The 18085-nt window shown below is 38.2% G+C and carries 17 protein-coding genes and 2 pseudogenes; 14 read left to right on the forward strand and 5 right to left on the reverse strand.

The window, feature by feature from the left end; translation table 11 throughout:
• Window positions 1-58 precede the first annotated feature (58 nt).
• A protein-coding gene (locus MKZ10_RS09270) for an IS3 family transposase (RefSeq protein WP_342504684.1) occupies window positions 59-1386 on the forward strand; the annotation gives its coding sequence in 2 pieces (ribosomal slippage) (window positions 59-437 and window positions 437-1386; 1329 coding nt in all).
• A 78-nt stretch (window positions 1387-1464) separates the two neighbouring features.
• On the opposite strand, the gene MKZ10_RS09275 is transcribed toward MKZ10_RS09270, so the two are convergent.
• Window positions 1465-2034 carry a biotin transporter BioY gene (locus MKZ10_RS09275; protein WP_342504685.1) on the reverse strand — a complete coding sequence of 190 codons (570 nt, stop codon included), beginning with the start codon at window positions 2032-2034 and terminating at the stop codon, window positions 1465-1467.
• Window positions 2035-2084: 50 nt separating this feature from the next.
• Complete coding sequence (locus MKZ10_RS09280; protein ID WP_342504686.1) at window positions 2085-2270, reverse strand: hypothetical protein; 186 nt, start codon at window positions 2268-2270, stop codon at window positions 2085-2087.
• Between the two features lie 511 nt (window positions 2271-2781).
• Between MKZ10_RS09280 and MKZ10_RS09285 the strand changes: the two genes are divergently transcribed.
• Together MKZ10_RS09285 and MKZ10_RS09290 are read left to right on the forward strand one after the other, a co-directional pair.
• Window positions 2782-2982 carry a helix-turn-helix transcriptional regulator gene (locus MKZ10_RS09285; RefSeq protein WP_342504687.1) on the forward strand — a complete coding sequence of 67 codons (201 nt, stop codon included), beginning with the start codon at window positions 2782-2784 and terminating at the stop codon, window positions 2980-2982.
• A 2-nt stretch (window positions 2983-2984) separates the two neighbouring features.
• Window positions 2985-3284 carry a hypothetical protein gene (locus MKZ10_RS09290; protein ID WP_342504688.1) on the forward strand — a complete coding sequence of 100 codons (300 nt, stop codon included), beginning with the start codon at window positions 2985-2987 and terminating at the stop codon, window positions 3282-3284.
• Window positions 3285-3544: 260 nt separating this feature from the next.
• Here the strand turns inward: MKZ10_RS09290 and MKZ10_RS09295 are convergent, their stop codons facing one another.
• Window positions 3545-4153 carry a LysM peptidoglycan-binding domain-containing C40 family peptidase gene (locus MKZ10_RS09295; protein ID WP_342504689.1) on the reverse strand — a complete coding sequence of 203 codons (609 nt, stop codon included), beginning with the start codon at window positions 4151-4153 and terminating at the stop codon, window positions 3545-3547.
• 283 nt (window positions 4154-4436) lie between these two features.
• On the opposite strand from MKZ10_RS09295, the gene hpaB reads away from it, so the two are divergent.
• From hpaB to MKZ10_RS09320, 5 genes are all read left to right on the forward strand, one after another.
• Window positions 4437-5864, forward strand: a complete 1428-nt coding sequence (gene hpaB, locus MKZ10_RS09300; RefSeq protein WP_342504690.1) for a 4-hydroxyphenylacetate 3-monooxygenase, oxygenase component — start codon at window positions 4437-4439, stop codon at window positions 5862-5864.
• Between the two features lie 198 nt (window positions 5865-6062).
• On the forward strand, window positions 6063-8186 hold the full coding sequence (locus MKZ10_RS09305; protein ID WP_342504691.1) for an AAA family ATPase: 2124 nt from the start codon (window positions 6063-6065) through the stop codon (window positions 8184-8186).
• Between the two features lie 250 nt (window positions 8187-8436).
• Entirely contained in the window at window positions 8437-8559 is a 123-nt protein-coding gene (locus MKZ10_RS09310) for a hypothetical protein (RefSeq protein WP_342504692.1), read from the forward strand.
• A gap of 295 nt (window positions 8560-8854) precedes the next feature.
• Window positions 8855-9634 carry a conserved phage C-terminal domain-containing protein gene (locus MKZ10_RS09315; protein ID WP_342504693.1) on the forward strand — a complete coding sequence of 260 codons (780 nt, stop codon included), beginning with the start codon at window positions 8855-8857 and terminating at the stop codon, window positions 9632-9634.
• A gap of 130 nt (window positions 9635-9764) precedes the next feature.
• Window positions 9765-10265: an LURP-one-related family protein gene (locus MKZ10_RS09320; RefSeq protein WP_342504694.1), complete on the forward strand. Its 501-nt coding sequence runs from the start codon at window positions 9765-9767 to the stop codon at window positions 10263-10265.
• A gap of 488 nt (window positions 10266-10753) precedes the next feature.
• On the opposite strand, the gene MKZ10_RS09325 is transcribed toward MKZ10_RS09320, so the two are convergent.
• A complete protein-coding gene (locus tag MKZ10_RS09325) occupies window positions 10754-10900 on the reverse strand; it encodes a hypothetical protein (RefSeq protein ID WP_342504695.1) in 147 nt (48 codons plus the stop codon).
• 348 nt (window positions 10901-11248) lie between these two features.
• On the opposite strand from MKZ10_RS09325, the gene MKZ10_RS09330 reads away from it, so the two are divergent.
• Window positions 11249-12676 carry a DEAD/DEAH box helicase gene (locus tag MKZ10_RS09330; protein WP_342504696.1) on the forward strand — a complete coding sequence of 476 codons (1428 nt, stop codon included), beginning with the start codon at window positions 11249-11251 and terminating at the stop codon, window positions 12674-12676.
• 411 nt (window positions 12677-13087) lie between these two features.
• On the opposite strand, the gene MKZ10_RS09335 is transcribed toward MKZ10_RS09330, so the two are convergent.
• On the reverse strand, window positions 13088-13414 hold the full coding sequence (locus MKZ10_RS09335) for a nucleoside triphosphate pyrophosphohydrolase (RefSeq protein WP_342504697.1): 327 nt from the start codon (window positions 13412-13414) through the stop codon (window positions 13088-13090).
• Between the two features lie 283 nt (window positions 13415-13697).
• Here MKZ10_RS09335 and MKZ10_RS09340 point away from each other — a divergent pair, with 283 nt between their 5' ends.
• The 5 genes and pseudogenes from MKZ10_RS09340 to MKZ10_RS09360 all read left to right on the forward strand — a co-directional run bounded on the left by MKZ10_RS09340 (window position 13698) and on the right by MKZ10_RS09360 (window position 17970).
• Complete coding sequence (locus tag MKZ10_RS09340; RefSeq protein ID WP_342504698.1) at window positions 13698-14900, forward strand: YHYH domain-containing protein; 1203 nt, start codon at window positions 13698-13700, stop codon at window positions 14898-14900.
• Between the two features lie 392 nt (window positions 14901-15292).
• The gene (locus MKZ10_RS09345; RefSeq protein WP_342504699.1) at window positions 15293-17224 is read left to right on the forward strand and encodes a DUF2075 domain-containing protein; all 1932 of its coding nucleotides are present in this window, start codon (window positions 15293-15295) and stop codon (window positions 17222-17224) included.
• A 32-nt stretch (window positions 17225-17256) separates the two neighbouring features.
• Window positions 17257-17403 carry a hypothetical protein gene (locus MKZ10_RS09350; RefSeq protein ID WP_342504700.1) on the forward strand — a complete coding sequence of 49 codons (147 nt, stop codon included), beginning with the start codon at window positions 17257-17259 and terminating at the stop codon, window positions 17401-17403.
• A 23-nt stretch (window positions 17404-17426) separates the two neighbouring features.
• Window positions 17427-17765: pseudogene (locus MKZ10_RS09355) on the forward strand (type I restriction enzyme endonuclease domain-containing protein); the annotation flags it as partial.
• Window positions 17766-17970, forward strand: a pseudogene (locus MKZ10_RS09360) (type I restriction enzyme endonuclease domain-containing protein).
• Window positions 17971-18085: the final 115 nt, after the last annotated feature.

The following is an 18085-nucleotide window of genomic DNA, read 5'->3' on the forward strand; positions in this document are numbered from 1 at the left end:
TTTTCTGTCTTAAAACCTAGGTATACTTAAAATAATTATCCTGACAGGAGTGTTTTCAATGAGTAAAATAATTTTCAATGAACACCAACGTAGAATATTAGAAGCTAATCCATATGTGAACTCAGTTTCAGATCGCTCTATCCAATACAATCCTGAATTTAAATTATTAGCTGTCAAAGAGAATCAAAACGGTAAAGGTCCTTCACAAATTTTTATTGAAAATGGATTTGACATAGAAATGATTGGTACGAAGAAAGCTAAAGAATCACTTAGTCGTTGGAGAAGAACCTATCAGCTCCACGGCGAAGTAGGATTTTTTGAGGAGCGTCGTGGAAAAGGAAGTACTGGACGTCCATCAACTAAAGGATTATCTCCTGAGAAGAAACTTGAAAAAGCTGAAGCACGTATTAAATATCTTGAAGCTGAGGTCGAGCTGTTAAAAAAGCTAGAGGAACTAGAGAGGCAGGCGAAGAAATAATACTAACATCAAGTGAAAAATATCAGGTGATCAATGAAGTGATTCGTAAGTTTCAATTAAAGAGATTCACAGCTCACCTGTGCAGAGTCGCAAAAGTACATCGAAGTGGTTACTATGCATGGCACGAAAAATCGGAGAGTCATGCCATTCGCGAGGAAAATGACTATCAAGATTACCTGTTACTTAAATGTATTTATGATGCATACAAGGGGAAAATCGGCTATCGGGGCTTCTATATGGCATTAGAGGAATTACTGGAGACCCCCATGAATCATAAAAAGATTCTTCGTTTAATGCGTAAATTTAATCTCTTCGCCAAAATTCGAAGAAAGAATCCTTATAAAAATATAGCTAAGACTACCCAAGCACACCGTACGGTGCCAAACCTCTTGAATCGGCAATTCACTCAAGATGAGCCCGGCAAAGTTTTTGTAACCGACATCACTTATCTTCAAATGAAAACTGGACAAACTGCATATCTTTCCTGCGTGAAGGATGTGGCAAGCCGGGAAATTGTCGCGCATGATCTTTCAGTCAGCTTAAGTATGGGAATTGTCTATCGAACCTTAAGGAAACTTAACGATGCATTAGCAGGTAACGTACACCCAGAGGCGATGATTCACTCTGATCAAGGTTTTCATTATACGCACCCAGAATACCAGAGACATGTAAAAGAGATGCAGTTTACACAGTCGATGTCCCGAAGGGGCAATTGTCTGGATAACGCACCTATCGAATCATTTTTCGGTCATTTTAAAGATGATGTAGACTACAAGGAAGCATCCAATCTTTTAGAGTTGAAAATAATGGTAGATGAATACATGGAACACTACAACTGTACACGTAAGCAATGGGATTTAAAAAAGATGACTCCGGAACAATACCGAAGTCACCTCATAGCTGCATAGAATAAAACGTCGTTTTTTTAAACTGTCCATTAAATGGGGCTCAGTTCAAACCGAATTGCAGGATGCTTCTTATTTTTGTCATTTTGCTTGTGCGCGATGCGTTGTCAGCAGACTTGTCGATTTCAATCGATTTCTAACCGCAATACCAGCCCATGCTGCCAAAGCTGCTTTTAGTATTCCTGTAATAAGAAAAGGTGCGAATCCACCCGTAAATGCAGCAGCCCATGACAGATTAGCAATCACTTTTAACCAAACAGTTCCAAATGCTAAAGCAACAAACATACCGATGATGTTTGCGATCATTGCATTTTTGATTGTAAAGCTTGTCTTCTCAAGATAATAGCCAATGATAAATGCAGTGGGGATGAACCCGACTAAATAACCGCCTGTAGGACCGAAAAGAATCCCTAAGCCCCCAGTCATTTGTGCGAAAACTGGTAGTCCGATGGCACCCATACATAAATAAATGACAATAGATAAAGTCCCGTATCGTGCGCCTAATATCGTTGCGGCAAGCCCAATTGCTAAAGTTTGTCCAGTAATAGGAACGAGGGGGAGTGGAATTGTGACTTGTGCCAAAACCCCAATGATAGCCGCAAATAGGGCGGATGTAATCATCATCTGTAATTTGAAACGTGATTCGAGCATCGTATGAAATCCTCCTTCAATTGGTTAACCATTAATGTGAAATAGTTTACTCATTTATTGTAGTACAACTGATTTATGTTAGTCAACTTAAATTTAGTTTGAGTTGACGCAAATTTTGTTTTAAATCTACTTGCGTTTCCAGTACAGGCGCCGACTGAACCGTTGCAGAACTGAATGTCGCCCCCCACAAATACTAAAGCTAGTGCCAATCCTGTTGCTGCTAATTTCTGCTTCATACAAAAACCTCCCATTTTTTGTTGTGTAAAGGTGTAACGTTTCACAACATCTGTATTATTACATCACTTCCAAATTACTTAAAAGTATATGTGTAATATAGTCTGAATTTTCTTTTTTCAAGATGTGATTTATTTAAGGTCTTAGTTGCGAATTAGTAACCATTTTTCCTTCAGAAAAACAAAATAGTAATATATTCTTTACTAATTGTATGGAATATGTTACAATAATTCTTGATATCAGACTAAAATATGTTATATTTAGAATATTGAGTTAAGTTTCTTTTTGTAATTTTTGTGCAACAAAAAAACATTAAAAATATATAATTCCGGCGAACAAATGGTTATTTATTACAAAAAATGAATGCCGAAAGGCTCTGTTTGTAATAAATTCTTTACATTTAGTAATAAATATATTACAATTTGGGCAATATCTAATTATTATTTAAGGAGATTGAAAAATGAGTCGTTTATTTCCATGTAATCCCGATTGTAATAAAAAAGGAGTGATAATATGCTTGAAAACAAAATAAACGTCTGGAGGGCAGAAAAAAAGTGGACACAGCAACAATTGGCTGACCAAGTGGGTGTTAGTCGACAAACAATAATTGCACTAGAAAAAAATAAATATAACCCATCTTTTATCTTGGCTGCTAAAATTGCAAATGCGCTTGAAAAACCCATAATGGAAGTCTTTAATTATAAGGAGGATTAATAATGGAGTCAGTAATTACGGGGTTAATATTGCTTTTAGTTTTACTCGTTTTTATATCTGAAATTTACAAAATAAGATTTGAACGTAAAAACGAATCTCAAGATGAGAGGGGACAATTTTTAATATTTAAAGTTAAGTCCCTTTCTTACACTATACTATCTGCCGGGATTTTTATTGGTTTTGCCTTAGTTGCGATTTTAAAAGTTATGAAACCAGAAATATTTATTTATTATATGATTATTGTTTATTTGTTCCAAAGTGTAGCATCATCAATTTATTTATCTATAGTTCGTAAAATATAATCCATCCAAAGGAGAATACTATGCATTTTCACCTCGAGCTTCAAATAATTTCACTCAGGTAATGACTAAAGATTTAGCTGTGCCAATGCTTTCCGTAATGATTTTGTTTTGTAGCTTTCATTTACAGTTAAATAGCGTTCCACCGCTTGTAATTTAATTTCTACTGTATATTTATATATATAAAACACCCCGTAAATGTTAGTTGATATCAAACATTTACGGGGCAGTTCACATTCAATCAAATGATAAAGGAATCCTGTTTACAACCGTTTAAAACTATGAAACTTCGATTTCCAATAGCTGTTGCTTAAGCTTGTGACTTGCGATTTTTTGCCTCCAGCGTGGACGAACTTATTATTGCCAATGTAAATACCGACGTGCGAAATGCCTTTACGATAGGTATTTTGGAAAAAGACCAAATCACCAGGCTTGGGAGCGGTTACTTTCTTCGTTTGTGCAAATTGGCTAAGCGTGGTGCGTGAGATGCTTTTTCCGGATTTTTTGTAAGCGTATTGTATAAATCCACTACAGTCAAACCCTTTAACTGTCGTCCCACCAAATACGTAAGGTATCCCGATTAGCTTCATCGCTTGATCAACAACTTTTGGGGAAGCAACAGTCGTTTTTTTGCTGACACTTGCTGAGTTGCTATTCTTTGTCGATGTTTGCAAGACTTGATTTGGCATAATTTCGTCTGACTTTAAGTCATTCCATTTCATCAAATCTGCTACGGAAACATTGTTTGCTTTTGAAATAATCCACAATGATTCTCCGGATTGGACTTTGTGTGTACTTGCTTCTGCATCAGTCGTTGCCATTCCGAAAGCTAAAGAGCCTGCTAAGATGAGTGAACATGTTATTTTTTTCATTATGTATTTTAGCCACCTTTTCTATGAATCATTGAATCGTCAATGACTATATATCCAATAGTAGTGGACTAAGTAGGTGTATTCAACAGCAGTTCGATTACAAGTTCATTACACATTCGTAAAATTAACGGGATATTTTGGAGTCATAACCAATGTTGTGAAGAATTTGTTGAATAGACAATAAATCTATTCCATTTCGTAACAATCAATAAGAAAACTTAATACTATAAAACTAGCGAATTAGGTAGAAACTGCAGATAAATCAACCGTTAGGAGTGGCTATATGCCGGTAATTACGGGTAAAGATTACATCAAGCGAATCGATGAGTTGCACACGAATGTCTGGGTAGATGGGCAACCGGTGACAGGTAAGATTTCTGAGCATCCTGCTTTCAAAGGAGTCATGAAAAGTCAGGCTGCCTTATACGATTTACAGCATGAAACCATGAGTATGACGTATTCCTCCCCGATAACTGGGCAGCAAGTAGGTATGTCCTATTTACAACCAACGACCGTAGAGGATTTAGTGAAAAGACGTGCGATGGTCCAACAGTGGGCGCTGTCTAACAACGGCATGATGGGCAGAAGTCCTGATTATATGAATACCGTAATAATGGCGTTGGCCTCGTCTGTGGATTTATTGAAAGGAAAAGAGAACTGCTTTCCAGAAAATGTTGTGGAATTTTATGAGTATGCGCGTGAAAATGATCTATCCATGACTCATACGTTCATCGATCCACAAGTCAATCGAACGCAATTCTATTTCGAAGAGGATAGGGAGCCGATTGCTGCAAAAGTGGTCGAACGAAATGAGGCCGGCCTCGTCATCAAGGGTGCTCGCTTACTCGCAACACAGGGCGGCATTACCGATGAAATCGTCGTTATTGCAACAGGTGGCGTGAATGATGCGGCCAATGGTTTCGCATTCGCAATTCCTAGTAACAGTGCCGGTCTCAAGTTTGTCTGTCGAGAATCATTTGTAGGGGGGAACTCCATATTTAATTATCCATTAAGTTCACGTTACGAGGAAATGGATGCAATCGTTGTATTTGATAATGTACTTGTACCGTGGAAGCGCGTGTTTTATTATGACAATATTGCGGTTGCGAACAGCTTCATGACTTGTAGCTCGTTTCAACCGTTTGCACTGCATCAGGTCGTTTCTAGGCAAATTGTAAAAACAGAATTTGTGTTAGGTGTTGTCCAATCCGTCATCGACACCATTAATATCGGCGAATACCAGCATGTGCAAGAGAAGGTAACAGAAATTATCATTGCATTGGAAACGATGAAGGCATTGGTCATCAAATCTGAAGTTGAAGCCGAGCTAGACGAATGGGGATGGGTGCGACCTGATCGAACAACACTCCAAATCGCTATTAACTACTTCCCGCGTGTCTATCCACGCTTCACAGAAATCATTCAGCAACTAGGAGCCAGTGGACTCATGTCCATTCCGACAGAAAATAGCTTCCAGTCCAGTGTTCGGGAAGATTTAGACCAGTATTTGCAATCGAAAGCCGATACTGCAGAGGATAGAGTGAAGATTTTTCGTTTGGCATGGGATTTGACGATGAGTGCATTTGGTACGCGCGAGACATTATATGAACGTTTTTTCTTTGGCGATCCAGTAAAATTGGGGGGGCAATTGTGTCATGATTATGATAGAGAATTGTTTGTGAAGCGGGTGAAAGAGGTTCTGAGGATATAAAAATAAAAAGGGACTTTTCCGAAAAATTGGTGAAAACCACTTTACTGGAGAAGTCCTTTTTATAGTTATAAATAAATGGCAAATTACAATCGAAAATTGAGCAAGTAACTTGAAAGTCAAAATAGGTCAGTATATACTACAATCAAAGGTTAAATATAGTCAAAGTCGAACTGTGATATATAAAGGGAGGAAATAGATATGAAATGTCAACATTGTGGTCAGAATGAAGCAACGATGAGTTTAAGATTTCAGATGAATCATCAGGGAATGCAAGTCAACTTATGTCACGGATGTTTTCAAGAAATCCAAAGTCAATTGGCTACTGGCAAAATGCCACCATTCAGCAACGATGCGCAGCATTTTTCCCAAGCGAACGGTAGTCAACAGGCGCGGACACAAACAAGACAGACAAAAGAAAATCAAGGTACTGGTTTGTTAGACCAACTTGGTAAAAATCTTTCAAACGAGGCTAAGGATGGACAAATTGATCCTGTTATCGGACGTGATCAGGAAGTAAAGCGTGTCATTGAAACGTTAAATCGAAGAAATAAAAATAACCCGGTGTTAATCGGAGAGCCGGGTGTCGGAAAAACAGCCATTGCCGAAGGGCTTGCTGTGAAAATTCACGAAGGCGATGTACCTGTGAAATTGATGAACAAACAAGTGTATCTGTTAGATGTCGCTTCACTAGTTACGAATACAGGTATTCGGGGACAATTCGAAGAGCGGATGAAACAATTGATTGAAGAACTTCAGACGCGGAAAGATGTCATTTTATTCGTCGATGAAATTCACCTGCTTGTTGGTGCAGGAAAAGCAGAAGGTTCACAAATGGATGCAGGAAATATTCTAAAGCCAGCTTTAGCGCGTGGGAGCTTACAACTTATTGGCGCAACAACGTTGAAAGAATACCGTCAAATTGAAAAAGACGCTGCTCTTGAACGTCGGTTCCAACCGATTATCGTGAAAGAGCCGTCTGCAGAAGATACGATTCAAATCCTAAATGGCATTAAAAATCGTTATGAAGAGTTCCACGGTGTTCACTATACGGATGAAGCAGTGCAAGCTTTTGTCACTTTATCGCAACGTTATATCCAAGACCGATTTTTACCAGACAAAGCGATTGATTTGATGGATGAAGTCGGGGCGCGTTTAAATCTTGCACATACGTCGGCTGATTCTAAATCAATCGGTGTACGTCTCAATGAAGTCATTCAGCAAAAAGAGCTGGAGGCGGAACAAGAAAATTATGAAAAAGCAGCGAATTTACGTTATGAGGAAATTCAATTACGTAAAAAATTAGAAGAGGCAAAACAAAGTGATGAAGTAGAACATGGGGAAGTGTCTGTTGCAGACATTGAGTTGATTGTCGAAGAAAAAACAGGGATTCCTGTGACAAAGTTGCAAGCAGCAGAACAAGCGAAGATGAAAGGCATCACGGAGAGCCTTAGTAAAAAAGTCATTGGACAAACAGAAGCGGTTGATAAAATTGCAAAGGCCATTCGTCGTAGCCGCGCAGGGCTCAAAGCGAAAGATCGCCCGATTGGATCATTCTTGTTTGTCGGTCCAACAGGTGTCGGAAAAACAGAAATTACGAAAGTGCTTGCAGAAGAGTTATTCGGTTCGCGTGATGCGTTAATTCGCCTCGATATGAGTGAATATATGGAAAAACACGCGGTATCCAAAATTATCGGTTCTCCTCCGGGCTATGTAGGGCATGAGGAAGCTGGTCAATTGACAGAACAAATTCGTCGCAATCCATATTCAATTTTACTGTTAGATGAAATTGAAAAAGCACATCCGGATGTTCAAAATATGTTCCTGCAAATTATGGAGGATGGGCGATTAACGGATTCGCATGGTCGCACCGTTAGCTTTAAAGATACGGTCATTATTATGACAAGTAACGCGGGAACAGGCGACAAAAAAGTGAGCGTCGGATTCAATCAAACTGTACATGAATCCGTCACGATGATGGAAACATTGGGGAACTATTTTAAACCAGAATTCCTCAATCGTTTCGATTCAATTATTACATTCAATGAACTAACAGAAGAAAATCTACTTGAAGTTGTTGACTTGATGTTAGTAGATTTACAAGCTGCCATTGAAGAAAATAATATTGACATAACGATTTCAGCAGAAGCAAAACAGGCGTTGGTTAAACTAGGTTATGACAAACGTTTCGGTGCTCGACCGCTGCGAAGAGTCATTCAAGATAAAATTGAAGATCCATTAACAGATCTTATTTTAGAGGAAGAGCATATTGAAAAAGTTCATGTCGATGTTGTAGATGATGAGATTATTGTAAGCAAAATCTAATACAATTTAACACCCCTGAAAATCATTTCAGGGGTGTTTTTAGGATTGAAAAGTTGGTTTCCTTCCCAGTATGGAAAGTCATCGGCCGCATGATGCAAAGTATATTTCTAACAATGCCACAAAGTCTTCATATGTAAGCGCTTTGAATTTGAATGATTTGTGAAATGATTCACATACAGCGTTTTTCCAATCAAAATGGGTGTACACTAGAGATAACAACAAATATGGAAATCGAAAAGGAGAATGCACTATGTGGGTAGTCACAGTATTTGAACAAAAATTTGTCCGAATCTTCGAGTTTACTGATCAAACAGAAGCCAAACAAGCCCTCGCACGTTTCCCGAAAAATGCTCGACTTTCTTTTGTAGCGTAATAACAAAATGGAATCTTTAATCCCTTACTAGGTAACTGGTGAGGGATTTTTTATATTATGATAATGTCAAAAAAGTATAAGTTCGTTGATGACCTTATATAAAGTTTTCAATAGTAGTAACTCTTTAACTAACGTTTCTAAATGAGTTGTGTGAGTAACCGAGGTGAAGAAAAAAATCCCTCTGTCCACTTTTCTGAATGCAAACTCTATATAGGGGGTGAAAGCATCATTCGTCTAGGCAAAAGACATCGTGCTTTCTTCGATAAGATGCATTCAAAAAAGAGGAGGAATTGTTATGAATTTATTAATACAAGAGTCGCCACTTCAAGTGCTTCCATCGCTCGCAATGCAAGTTGGGTTGAACGAGGCAATGGTACTCCAGCAACTACATTTTCGCTCGCTTATCTCGAACAATATTCGGGATGGATATAAATGGGTTTATAAAACATATGAAGAGTGGAAAAACGATGAATTTCCATTTTGGTCTGTCGATACGATTAAACGAGCGATTCGTAGACTAGAAGTTAAAGGATTTATTATTGCAACTGCTTCGTATAATCGGATGAAAATGGACAAGACGAAATGGTACCGAATTGATTATCAAAAACTTCAACTTCATACAGAGGAGCAGCATGCAATTATGCCGATAGCAAAATCAGCTGAAGAGGAAGCGCAAATTGCTCCCACTACAGAAGGCGAAATGCCCCTAGCAATAACCAAAGAGACTGAGAGTAGTAAAAAAGATATTGTCGAGTATGAACTCGACGTTGTGTCTGTCATTGATTATTTGAATGACAAAACAAGCAAACAATTTAAAGCGAATTCAAAGGCGTCAGTCCAATTAGTAACAGCACGTTTACGTGAAGGGTATACAGTGGTTGATTGCCAAAAAGTCATTGATGCGAAAGCGAAGGAATGGCTCGGTGATCCACGTTGGCAGAAGTATTTACGTCCTTCTACGTTATTCAATGCGACGAATTTTGAAAACTATTTGGAGGAATCGAGGGGCAGTGATTTGCCAGCAAGTAGTCAACCAGAACCGTTTGAATTGGATTTTAGCAAAGGGGAGACATGAGGGATGCGGGGTTTTACATATACTGCGCTAAAAAAAGAAACTCCTCCAAATTTGAAACGTTTCTTTGCCAGTATCGTATAAAAGATATAAGGATTGACTGAAAATAGTCTTTCGATATGGGGGGATTAGCATGAGACAGTTGTATATTAAGCAAAAAGTATTGAGCCTGAGTGGTAAGTTTTCGGTGAAGGATGAGCTGGAAAACGAAGTGTATTTTGTCGAGGGAAGCTTTTTGCAAATACCAAAGACGTTTTCCATTATGAGTGCGGCCAGGCAGGAAGTGGCGATGATTACGAAAAAAACATTTAGTTTCCTTCCAACTTTTCTTGTCGATGTCCATGGTCAAGAAACGATGACAATCAAAAAGGAATTTTCTTTTTTGAAAGCACGCTATTCAATTGACGCGGCGGGGATAGAAGTACGTGGAAATTGGTGGGACATGGATTTCGAAGTGCACCAACATGGCAATTTGATCGGAGCAGTTAGCAAAAAGTGGTTCACATGGGGTGATAGCTATCAGTTGGAAATTATGAATGACGAAATGGAACCACTTCTCGTGGCACTCGTTGTAGCGATTGATTGTGCGAAAGCTGCACAGGGTGCTGCCGCCGGGGCTGCTGGTGGGGGATGAATTGAAGAGGCGATTTTCACGGGATGCACTGACATCATTTGTGTTCGATGATCTGGAAGTTTAAACTAAACGCCTATTGAACCAATTTATTGGCCAGAATTATAATTACCCTATTTATAAGGTGGTACCTGTAAGTAGGCTGAATAAAGAAAACGAGTCCTATATGGACCCTTTTTCAAAGTAATATAAAGGACAATCAGTTAATGAAATCTTTTAAAAGTTATTTCAGGAATATTATTTTTTATTAAATTTAAAATCTTCTTTTTTGAAATGTCTTCTTGGTATGACTTCGAGTATATGTCCAAAAGGTACACGGTATTTTCGTCTTTTACAACGTTTGGTATGTCTTCACCTAAATCGCCGACGAGTTCAACCTCGTTAAGGAACGCCTCGAAATCTTCATCAATTTCCGGATATTTTTTTCGAAGTTTATGATACCGTGATTCAAAAGTTGGCGTAGTAATCGTGCTAAATTTCGACTTCATTACTTATTGTTGACGAGATTCTTTTAAGAAATCTCTAGCTGATTTTTTAGGGAGTTTTCCCTCTTGTATCAATTTAACCTCTTTTAAGGCATTCATCACATGATTATTTTGAGAGTCAGGAGTAGGCTTCACTATTTCTTTTATAGACATATCGACATCCTCCTTCTTACACATACAACCACAACCTTCTTTTCGAAAAGTAATAGTTAGTATATGTGTTTCTTATGAGGATTATACCAGTAATTAAAAGAACAATCCATTGACAGATATTAATTTGACTAGGGCTCGGAGTGTATATAACTTTTATAATTTCATGGATATCAGTAACACTCTATTCTAAAAAAGAACGGTACACGGACAACCATGCAGGTGCTAGGTCACAGAAATCAATTGTAGCAGTGCCTCCCGTTTATTTTTATAAAAAAGCGCTACTGAATAGGCTATACTTATGGGTATAGAAAAATCAACATCAACTAACAAAAAAACGAGGCTAATCACATGAGTGAAAGAAGTTTTAAAGACTATCAGTTAAGCAATGAAATCACAAGAGCCCTAGCTTTATTGAAATACGAAACGCCGATAGAGGTTCAAAGTCAAGTCATACCACGAGCCTTAGACAAACAAGATCTCATCGTGAAATCTCATACAGGCAGTGGCAAGACAGCGGCATTTGGTATCCCTCTATGTGAAATGATTGACTGGGAGGGGCAGAATCCGCAAGCATTAATTCTGGCACCTACTCGGGAGCTTGCAGTTCAAGTGCAAGAAGACGTAGCAGCTATCGGGCGAGTAAAAGGAATTAGAACCGTGGCGGTGTACGGTAAAGAACCATTTGCAAAACAGCAGGAAGAATTGGAACGGAAAACGCATATTGTTGTCGGTACACCCGGGCGTATGCGGGACCATATTGACAAGGAAACGTTCAATGTAGATGACGTAAAATATTTAATTATAGATGAAGCAGATGAAATGCTAAGCATGGGTTTTGCTGCCCAAGTAGAAGCGATTATTGAGAAATTACCTTCCAGTAGAGTGACGATGGTCTTTTCCGCTACATGGCCTGCAACTGTTGAAGAACTTTGCCGTAAATATATGAGCAATCCCATAGATATCCAAATTGCTTCTACAGCAGTCACTACGAGTGCGATTGAACATAGCATGTTTAAAGTGAAAGAAGCAGGGAAAATGGCATTGCTAAAAAACATTTTAGCTATTGAGAAACCTGCTAGCTGCATTATCTTCTGCAAAACAAAAAGACAAGTGGACACAGTGTTTGCAGAGTTGAAGAAATCCAATTATTCCTGTGAAAAAATTCACGGTGGAATCGTACAAGAACATCGATTTGCGGTTATGGAAGGATTCAAATTGGGCAATTTCCGTTATCTCGTAGCGACCGATGTGGCAGCAAGAGGAATCGATGTAGAGCATATTTCACTAGTCATCAACTACGACGTTCCAATGGAAAAGGAGAGCTATGTCCACCGAACAGGCAGAACCGGTCGTGCGGGTAAAAAAGGAAAGGCGATTACGTTTGCAACGCCTACTGACAGGGAGGCCCTTTCAACAATTGAAACATACATTGGCTTTGAGATACCTGTAAGGGAAGCACCAGCGCAGCAGAAAGTAGCTGTTGGGAAAAACGCTTCCGAGGAAAACCTAGCTGGTCGTCGGGGAGTCAGCAACAATAATACGATGAAGCTCCATTTCAACGGTGGAAAAAAGAAGAAGCTTCGGGCTGTAGATTTTGTTGGAACGATTGCGAGGATTCCTGGAGTGACAGCGGATGATATTGGTGTGATTACTATAGAGGATAGTTTGACTTATGTTGATATGCTGAATGGTAAGGGGTTATTGGTTTTGCAAGCGATGAAAGAAACTACGATTAAAGGGAAGAAGCTTACGGTTAGTGAGGCGATTAGAGGCTGAAGTGTTTGAGCAGGGAAGTGTACAGGTGCTAGCTGCTACAGCTGGTGGGGGATGAATTAACAATTGAATAGAATCAAAGTGAAAAAAGTGTCTAGCATCTGTCCATTTTAATCTGGATGAATGCTAGGCACTTTTCTTATTTGTTATCGATTGTTTCCAAAAACTCTTTTGTCGTGTTCGCTACATATTTGATCTCACCTAGGTCACATTCCAATAAAATACTTCGATGGATATCGATTAATAGCTTTTTGTTCGTTAAATCGGCGTCAGTGGCGCTTGTTTCGTGACATAGGAAGCCGATTCTTCAAAAATGACCTACTGCTCTGCCTAGGTCCAAAAATATCACTTCAATTTCATCATGCGGCTCTCAAACGGATTGTATCAATTAAATTTGACGCCAGTAAATGAACTTTAGTCATCTTCTACTTCTAGCAAAAAGATACGTTCATTGAATCCTCCACGTTTTACTGCTTTCTCAACTCTCACTTCTTCAAGCTCTTCAAATGTAGAGCCATGATATACAGTAGCGGCATGAATAAGTTCCAACAGATCCGCAAGTTCTTCCAGCGCGTCTGCAGTCGTCGTTGTTTCCAGGTACTCGGCTAATTCTTCGCCCATTTTGTTATTGATTTCTGTTATATATTCATCGTCGTTTAATAAGTGAGTTGTAAATATCTTGCCAGACTTTTCAATAATTTCTGGGATGTTGTCACGTACAAGTTTGTTGTAGATTGGCATGAGGATCATCTCCATTTGTTTAGATTAAAAATCTGTTAATTATATGATAGCATGTTTGGCTTTCCGTTTTAGATTCTGTGGAGTTGAAGAGGTGGGTGAAGTGGTTATATTTATAAATAAGTACTCAATAATTTCAGCTTATTGAAGGAGAGGTTTTATAAAAATATAGAGCGATATACAAGTGTGTAATTTATTAATTCAGAATTAATAAATTGATAAACTTGTATAGTACATATAAGATGACATAGGTACTACAATAAATATTATTTCAAGGAGAAGAATAATGCAGAAATTATTTGTAACTTTTAGTTTAATACTGTTCACCTTATCCTTTTTTGCTAGCAATGTATCGGCTCATCCAGGTAGAACAGATGGTAGTGGAGGTCATACCTGTAGAACAAACTGCGCAAAATGGGGTTTGAATACAGGTGAATATCACTATCATAATGGAGGTGGCTCTAGTTCTAGTGCAACCACAACTACTTCTAAACCAGAACCAACCTATAGCCAAGCGGATGTGGATGAAGGAAAAACTAGTGGTCAATCAAAAGGGTATGAAGATGGTTATAGCAGAACGAACAATAATTCTATCACTGACATAGGCAACGAAGGCTATAAAAAAGGGTATGTCTCAGGATATGAAGCAGGTTACAATGAAGGGCTCAAGAAAATTAAAGAGGAAGATATAGTGTATGGGACTACTTCAGGAGAAAATGATGGGAAAGCATCTCTTCGAAAAGGCGAGAATAAAGAAGCACCAACTAATGATTCTAAATCCGATGATTGGAATAATGCCTATAAAGCAGCATTCATAAAATCATTTGATTATGAAAAGACAGTACAAAACGCTGAGAAATTAGGGAGTGACTCTGGCTACTCTCTAGCAAAATTAGCAGTTCCCGCCGATTTATCCAAAGATGAAACAGTAAAAAAGGCATTTGAGTCCCATTATAAAATAGGCTATGAAAAGCGAACAAAGGAAGAAAATGATAAGCATTTGGAGTTAGGAAATAAGGATGGATACGCCTTATCATCACTAGCGATTGCCTCTCTCGATAGCAGATTCGTGGATTCCTATAAGCAGGGGTATGAAGAAGGAAAGTCCGAACGAAAAGATGAAGTCTTAGTAGAAGGACATCAATCCGCTTTTATCAATATGAACTATCAAGAAACAAGCGATTACGATAACCAAGAGCTAATGGATTGGCATAAAGAAGGCTTTGAATCAAATGAAGTTGCTGTTCAGATCAAAGAGACGGCTTTTGAAAATGGTCACACTAATTCAGAGTACGTCATTCCCGAGGAATTTAAGTTGAATGAAGAATCTATCGCATTATATGATTCTTTATTCCAAGAAGGACAAGAACTAAGGAATCAGGAAAATGAAAAGAAAATGATGGTTACTGCGGGAATTGCCGTACCAGTGGCAGGTGTAGCCATTGGTGGACTTTTCCTGAGAAAACGGAAAAAGAAAAAACTTATATAGGTCGATTTAGGCCATGAATTAGCACTGTCTTTGGACGGTGCTTTTACTATTTAGGGACGGAATTTTGAATGAACGAATAACTATTACAAAAGGGAGATACATTGTGCACGTTTTTGATGAGTTATTGAGCGAATATAATTATATCCATAATAGGGAAAAAATGAAGAAATGGAACTGAAGACATCATTGTTTAAAGTTTAACCTTATTAATGAATAATATTTTCCTACAATAACTGGGTAATGTCGAGAACCTTAAAATAAGGAGCTTTCCTATTGTTCCTATTTATATATGGTAATATGAAACTAATAGAAAAACGAAAAAGAAATCATCGTCTGCGCTATTTTCTGTAATACTAGTAAAATTTATTATAAAAATAAAAGTTGGTGTGTTTATGATTATATATGAGTCGACAAAAGAGCAATTCGTGGGTGATATAGTAAATGAACTTCTAATTGATCGATTATACAATTCTTATCAGGAGAAAATTGGTCGCACGTCTAAATCTGAGATACGTTCATGGGAAAATTCTTTGCAAAAAATGTCTAATGTTATGCAAGATGATGACATTCCAAATGATGCTTCTGTTGCAATTGAGTTCAATATTCCCAATACATCCAAACGAGTAGACTTCCTTATTGCAGGAAACGATGGAGTTCAAGATCATGTAGTTATTGTAGAACTGAAGCAATGGGAAAGTGTTGAAAAAATAGCTACAAGAGATGGAATCGTAAAAACATATATAGGAAAAGGGAATCGTGAAATAACACATCCATCCTATCAAGCTTGGTCTTATGCTGCACTAATTGAAGATTTTAACGAGAATGTGCAAAAACAAGAAATACAATTAAGGCCCTGTGCATATCTACATAATTATAGAAAAGTCGAAGATGATCCATTAACAGATATGCATTATAATGACCATCTTGAAAAGGCACCTGTATTTACAAAGGGTGAAATAGAGAAACTTCGTTCGTTTATTAAAAAGTTCATTAAACTAGGGGATCAAAACCAACTAATATATCAAATAGAAAATGGAAGAATTCGGCCATCAAAATCATTGCAAGATTCATTAAATAATATGTTGAAAGGCAATGAAGAATTTATAATGATTGACGAACAAAAAGTATTCTATGAAGAAGCATTTTATCTTGCTCTGGAGAGTGCAAAAACAAATACAAAGCAAGTGATGATTGTTCAAGGAGGGCCCGGTACAGGGAAATCTGTATTGGCTATAAACTTACTAGTAAAACTAATTGACCAAGGACTCGTCGCGATGTACGTTACAAAAAACTCTGCGCCCCGTAACATATATTCTTCAAAGTTAAAGGGAGATTTTAAAAAGACTCATATTGATAATCTGTTTAAGGGCTCCGGTAGTTTTACAGAGGTTGAAGATAATGAATTTGATGTACTAATCATAGATGAAGCGCATCGTTTAAATGAAAAGTCCGGTATGTTTCGTAATAAAGGAGAAAATCAAGTTAAGGAATTAATCAAAGGCTCTAGGTTCACTATATTTTTTATAGATGAAAACCAAAAGGTGACTTTGAGTGATATCGGTAGTGTGGAGATAATAAAAAAATATGCAAAACAATTCAATGCCGATATTATTTTGCATGAACTAACATCCCAATTCCGTTGTGATGGATCTGATGGTTACATTGCTTGGTTAGATGATGTGTTGCAGATTCGAAATACGGCGAATATGCATGAATTAGGAATGGACTATGATATACGGATTTACGATGACCCGAATGAAATGCTTGCGGAAATCGAAAGTCTGAATAAAAGAAACAATAAATCCCGTGTAATGGCAGGGTATTGTTGGGAATGGCCAAAGAACAATCGGCAAGACGTAAATCATCATGACATTGCCATTCCTGAACATGATTTTGGAATGAGTTGGAATATCGAAAACACCTGGGCCATTGAGAGCTCTTCAGTGAGAGAAGCAGGCTGTATCCATACTGCCCAAGGATTGGAGTTCGATCATGTAGGTGTTATTATTGGCGATGATTTGCGATATGAGAATGGTCAAATCATCACAGATCACACGAAGCGTGCAAAGACAGACCAATCCTTAAAAGGGATAAAAAAGATTGCAAAAGAAGACCCTGAGGAAGCACATTTATTAGCTGATCCAATTATTCGTAACACGTATAGAACATTAATGACTCGTGGACAGAAGGGCTGCTTTGTTTATTGTACTGACCCTACGTTACAAGCTTATTTAAAAGAGAGATTGGAAAAAGTTACGTTCTATCGCCAGAAGAGGCAGCAATCACTATATTTAGTGGACGAGAGAGAAGAATATAGAACGTGAATGTAATAGCTTGTCCAGTGGAACATTAGACAATGGAATTCTCACTGTGTGCAACAGAGCCAGAAGTGCAAGAGTTGAATGCCGAAATCGGATTTTTTAAAGCAGTGAAAGCGGGCATCATGAAACTGATTCCTGTAGAAGGAGCAAAAAAACTTCTTCACAAATCGACGAGCAGCTAAACCAGCTCATTTCAAAAGCCGTCATTTCCGAAGAAGTGATTGATATTTACACTTCACTTGGCATCGAAAATCCTGATATCTCGATTCTGTCCGATGAGTTTTTAGAAGAAGTACGCGACTTGCTACAGAAGAATTTGGTGGTAGATTTATTAAATCGTTTGCTGCAAGCCAAAGTGAAAAACGTGTAACGAACGAACTTAGTGAAGGAATAAAAATTCACTGACATGCTGAACAACACCATCAATAAATACAATAAACGTGCCTTTGAAACTTCCAAAGTCATTGAAGAGCTCATCGCACTGGCAAAGGAAATGAAAGATTTCTATAAAGCAGGAGAAGCATCGGGGTTAATTCAAGAAGAAGTGGCCTTCTATGATGCCCTGGCCACACAGGATACGGCGGAACAAGTAATAGGTGACAGCCATCTTGAAAGTAATCGCGCATGAGCTGACGAAGGCGATCAAAGAGAAGATGAGCATCGACTGGAATTTGCGAGATTCGGCGAGAGCTAAGATGAGGATTACAGTTCGGAGACTGCTGAAGAAGTACGGCTATCCACCTAATTGATCCGTGCCAGTCACACATTCAACCGCGGAAGTTGTAACATTCCTATTTATTCAAATTGCCATGAAATTTCGAGTGACTGGCACCACAGTTTAAATCAAAGATTATGGAACTTCAT

Source organism: Sporosarcina sp. FSL K6-2383 (assembly GCF_038618305.1).
GTDB lineage: Bacteria > Bacillota > Bacilli > Bacillales_A > Planococcaceae > Sporosarcina.